Here is a 4122-nt window from a genome sequence, read left to right on the forward strand (position 1 = left end):
GGCGCAGGAGCTGGCGCAACGCCTTAACAGTGGTGGCGCAAAGGCGCACGCGATCGAGCTGGATGTGCGTGACTATCCATCGTTTGAGCGCGCCGTCGCCGAGGCGGTGCGGCAATCCGGGCGGATCGACTATCTGTTCAACAATGCCGGCATTGTGGTCGGCGGTGAGATCGACTCCTACACGCTCGATGACTGGAACGACGTCTTCGATGTGAACCTGCGCGGTGTGGTGCACGGCATCCAGGCGGTCTATCCGATCATGATCCGCCAGCACTCCGGACACATCGTGAACACAGCCTCCGGGGCCGGTCTCGTCGCTAGTCCGGGTCTGGGGAGCTACACCGCCTCCAAACACGCCGTCGTCGGGATCTCGAAGGCGCTGCGGCTGGAGGCCGAGCGCCACGGCGTGCAGGTCTCGGTGCTTTGTCCGGGCCCTATCCGGACCCCGATCCTCACCGGCGGCCAGTACGGACGGACCAAGATGACCGGCATCAGCGACGAAGAAATCCTCAAATTGTGGGAGCGGGTGCGGCCGATGGCGCCCGAAAAATTCGCCAAGCGCGCCCTTCGTGCGGTGTTGCGTGGAGACGCGATCATCGTGGTGCCAGCGTGGTCGAAGGCATTTTGGTACCTGGAGCGGCTCTCGCCAGCGTTGTCGATGCGCGTTGCGAAGGTAGCGTTCAAGCGCATCCGTGAAATGGAGTCCACCACATCCTGATCGCTGCGTGCCCTCCCTCGGTGCGCTGAGAAGGCAGAAGGATGCCGAGGGCCGGTGGCGTCGGTCGGAAGCGCACCCGACAGCGACGGCCTGCTGGTGTACAACGGCGGCTCGGTCACCGTGTACCTGGGTGGCACGTCGTCGGTCACCACGACGACCGGTTACCCGCTGCCGGCGTCGACGTCGGTGAACGTGCCGACCACAGGCTCAGAACCGTTGAGCCTCTACGGTATTACGGCGAGCTCGACGGCGACAGTGAGCGTCTTATATCCATCGTAGTAATGCTTCGGTGTGGTCGCGCTGGCCGAGGGCGCGTCCCCTGTTCAGGCGCGGCCGCACAGTGTGCCCATGCAACTTCTCCTTCGCGCACGGAGCCGATTACGACCGCTGCCGGAGCCACGTCACGCACTACAGCTCCAGTGCCGCAACCGATTTCGAGCACGTGGGCATCCTGGGGCAAGCTGAGCCACGACAGGTAGGCGTCCCGCATCTCTTTCTGGCGGGGGTCAGCGGCGCGCAGTTCCAAGACCTCTATCAGTAGGTTGAGAACTTCCGGCTCAGCCGACGCAATCTGTGTATACGGGTCGGGCATCCGTTATCTCCCATACGGTCCGGCGGAGTCGCTGGCGCAATCATCGCAAACACCTAAGGCCGACGCGATAAGGCCGACGCGATGCCGGCGGTGATGGGCTGCTTCCGATCAAGTCGGTGCTGCTGCTGACGCGCGAGTGAGGACCAGGAGCCGCTTAGACTAGAGTTCACCATGGATCGTCACCGAAAATCCACGCGGATTGGGACACGCCCGTCGGTGGCGCGCGGCAAGTTTGTAGTGCAACGACTGGCGACCGCGCGGGCGCGTTCAGCCCGCTAACGGATGGACACCATGTGGTCGATCGGGTCCTCGGGCAGGTCGCCGTCAACCACGGCGGTCACCACCGAGGAGTTCAGCGTGATCGCGCCCTTGTGGTTGTCGAGGAAGGCGGTGTCGGCCGCGTCGCGTCCGGTCGAGATGCGCACCATCGTCTGCCGCGGCGCCAGGCACGTCGCATCGACCACCCACCATTGCCCTTCGACGAAGGCCTCGGCCACGGCATGGAAGTCCATAGGGTTGCAGCCCGGCGCGTAGACCGCGACCAGCCGGGCGGGCACGTTGACCGCGCGCAGCAACGCCACCACAAGATGGGCGTAGTCGCGGCAGACTCCGGCGCCGGCGAGCAACGTGTCGGCGGCGCCGTCGATCGGGTCGCTGGAGCCCGGCACATAGCGCAGTCGGGTGCCCACCCATGACGACACCTTCTCCAGAAGCGTCGTGGAATCGGCATACTTGCCGAACTCGGTGGCGGCGAAGCCGAAGAACTTGTCGGCCTCCGCGTAGCGGCTGGGCCGCAGATACGTCGACAGGTCGATGTCGTTGACCGGCGCGGGGTCGGCCTGGCCGATGATCGTCGCCGTGTAGCTCGCCTTGAGGTTGCCCTCGCCCGCGTCGAACTTGTTGATCCGGTTGCCGTGCTCGCCGATGATTTCCAAGGGCTCAACCGGCTTGCCGTTCAACATGAACGACAGTGACTCCGTCACCTGCGCGCCCGGTTGGGGAGCGACGGCGATCTGGAACTCCAGCGTCGTCGGCGCGGTGATGTCCACGTCGAGTTCGACAGCGACATCACGTTTCATCGTGGTGTAATCCTCCCTGGCCCGTCGTCGCCCAAACGGTGTTTTCGACCTCCGCCGCCAAAGGTCACCGACCGCTACGCATTCCCTCATAGCCCAACAAGATTAGGAAAACAACCAGATTCGTTCCGTTGCTAAGGCGACCCCAAGAAGGCTTGTGGGCGCTGGCCGGACGTGGCCAGCCCACCGGTAACGATGAGGTCGCTAGATCGCGGTGACTCCGACCGCCTGAGGACCTTTGGCTCCCTGTTCGACCTCGAATTGGACACGCTGGTTCTCTTGGAGCGAACGATGTCCGCTTCCACGGATCTCGGAGTAGTGCACGAACAGATCTTTTCCACCGTCGTCAGGAGTGATAAAGCCAAAGCCCTTATCGCCGTTGAACCATTTGACGGTTCCTTGTGCCATATTTTCCTAACTTTCTCATAGAGCGGATGTAGAAAACATCCGGTCGCAGCCTACACGTCGGCGCGTACTGATTAGTCCGTGGATATCCGTCTCCTGCTCCCGTGGTGCTGCGCCGGCGAGGCGAGGGCCGGGGGTCCACGACGTTGCGCGGCAGGGTAGCGTGGCCGGGGCGTAACCTGCACAGACATGCGGGGATACGTGCAATGAGGAGTGTTGATGAGGGCTGATCGACACGGCATGAGGGGCAGTCGCCTCGGAGCCGTGAGCTATGAGACCGACCGCAACCGCGACCTGGCGCCGCGTCAAATCGCGCGGTACCGCACCGAGAACGGCGAGGAATTCGACATACCCTTCGCTGACGACGCTGAGATCCCCGGCACCTGGGAGTGCCGCAACGGCATGAAGGGCACCCTGATCGAGGGTGGTGAGCTGGCCGAACCCAAGAAGGTCAAGGTGCCGCGCACACCCTGGGACATGCTGCGGGAACGCCGCTCGATCGAGCAACTCGAGGAACTGCTCAAGGAACGCCTCAAGATCATCAAGTCACGCCGCCGCGGCGGCTAGTTCGCGAACTGCCACCGGCAGTTGTGAGTGGAACCAGATCGGCCTAGCCGGCGTCTGAATAGTTGATCGGGCCGCCCTGCTCTCCTCTCGCCTCTCGGCGGCCTGATCTTTTTCTGCCAAGACATACCAGCTGTGTCATATCGCCAGGGCGATCCGGCCCGACGGGTAGCCCCGCCGTGCATGCGGACATGCCGTGCGCCTGCCGGATCGGACCCAGGGCTACACGTTTCCGCTGATGTTTTCGGTTCGTGGGTGGTCGTGACGCTGGCTAACATGAGCGTGATCGATCCACGCGCGGACACGGCGCTGGTGAACTGGAGCGATCTTGGCGTGAGCGCGCTTTTGCCGACGGGAACGGCGACGCTGCTGCTGGCAGACGTCGAGGGCTCCAGGCGCCCGCCCGTCCCGGTTTCCCGTAATTTGACGATGGTCGCCTATCTGCTGTGCGCGATGATGTGCCGCGCCTAACCTCGGAGTCATGCCCGCAGTCGGCGATCTGGTCCGCTGCACCGATGGCCGGTGGATGGTTCGACCGCCCGAGCGATGCCCACGCGGTCACCGGCTCGGACCAAACCGGGCGCTGGTTGGGCGCCAGCCGTGCTCATGCTGCGGCGGCCATATGACTTGGGCGTGCCGGCAATGCGGTGCTGTGGTGTATGCACCGCCGATTGGCCCGCGGTGCCGGGTTCTGCACGGTGCTGCCGCGGTGCGGTAACTCAAGCGCCGAGCGAGAGTTGACGCGGCAGCGGTGCAGGGCGTCGAGT

6 protein-coding genes are annotated in these 4122 nt (G+C 64.1%); 4 read left to right on the forward strand and 2 right to left on the reverse strand.

Annotated features, from left to right (window positions below; all coding sequences use genetic code 11):
• Both VEI45_RS09195 and VEI45_RS09200 read left to right on the forward strand, forming a co-directional pair.
• Positions 1 to 718: SDR family oxidoreductase (locus VEI45_RS09195; RefSeq protein ID WP_324852355.1), on the forward strand; the 718-nt coding region annotated here is incomplete at its 5' end.
• Positions 719 to 772: 54 nt separating this feature from the next.
• Entirely contained in the window at positions 773 to 997 is a 225-nt protein-coding gene (locus VEI45_RS09200; protein ID WP_324852357.1) for a hypothetical protein, read from the forward strand.
• A gap of 588 nt (positions 998 to 1585) precedes the next feature.
• Here the strand turns inward: VEI45_RS09200 and VEI45_RS09205 are convergent.
• A complete protein-coding gene (locus VEI45_RS09205; RefSeq protein ID WP_324852359.1) occupies positions 1586 to 2389 on the reverse strand; it encodes a transglutaminase family protein in 804 nt (267 codons plus the stop codon).
• Positions 2390 to 2590: 201 nt separating this feature from the next.
• Entirely contained in the window at positions 2591 to 2794 is a 204-nt protein-coding gene (locus tag VEI45_RS09210) for a cold-shock protein (RefSeq protein ID WP_324852361.1), read from the reverse strand.
• Between the two features lie 237 nt (positions 2795 to 3031).
• Here VEI45_RS09210 and VEI45_RS09215 point away from each other — a divergent pair, with 237 nt between their 5' ends.
• Together VEI45_RS09215 and VEI45_RS09220 are read left to right on the forward strand one after the other, a co-directional pair.
• Positions 3032 to 3358, forward strand: a complete 327-nt coding sequence (locus VEI45_RS09215; protein WP_414687436.1) for an RNA polymerase-binding protein RbpA — start codon at positions 3032 to 3034, stop codon at positions 3356 to 3358.
• Between the two features lie 273 nt (positions 3359 to 3631).
• On the forward strand, positions 3632 to 3826 hold the full coding sequence (locus VEI45_RS09220; protein WP_324852365.1) for a hypothetical protein: 195 nt from the start codon (positions 3632 to 3634) through the stop codon (positions 3824 to 3826).
• The last annotated feature ends 296 nt before the right edge of the window (positions 3827 to 4122 follow it).

The sequence above is a fragment of the Mycobacterium sp. genome (assembly GCF_035623875.1).
Classification (GTDB): Bacteria; Actinomycetota; Actinomycetes; order Mycobacteriales; family Mycobacteriaceae; genus Mycobacterium.

Bases quoted from the DNA above. Each gene is read 5' to 3' on its own strand.
- VEI45_RS09205 (WP_324852359.1), bottom strand. From the start codon at position 2,389: ATGAAACGTGATGTCGCTGTCGAACTCGACGTGGACATCACCGCGCCG.
- VEI45_RS09210 (WP_324852361.1), bottom strand. From the start codon at position 2,794: ATGGCACAAGGAACCGTCAAATGGTTCAACGGCGATAAGGGCTTTGGC.
- VEI45_RS09215 (WP_414687436.1), top strand. From the start codon at position 3,032: ATGAGGGGCAGTCGCCTCGGAGCCGTGAGCTATGAGACCGACCGCAAC.
- VEI45_RS09220 (WP_324852365.1), top strand. From the start codon at position 3,632: ATGAGCGTGATCGATCCACGCGCGGACACGGCGCTGGTGAACTGGAGC.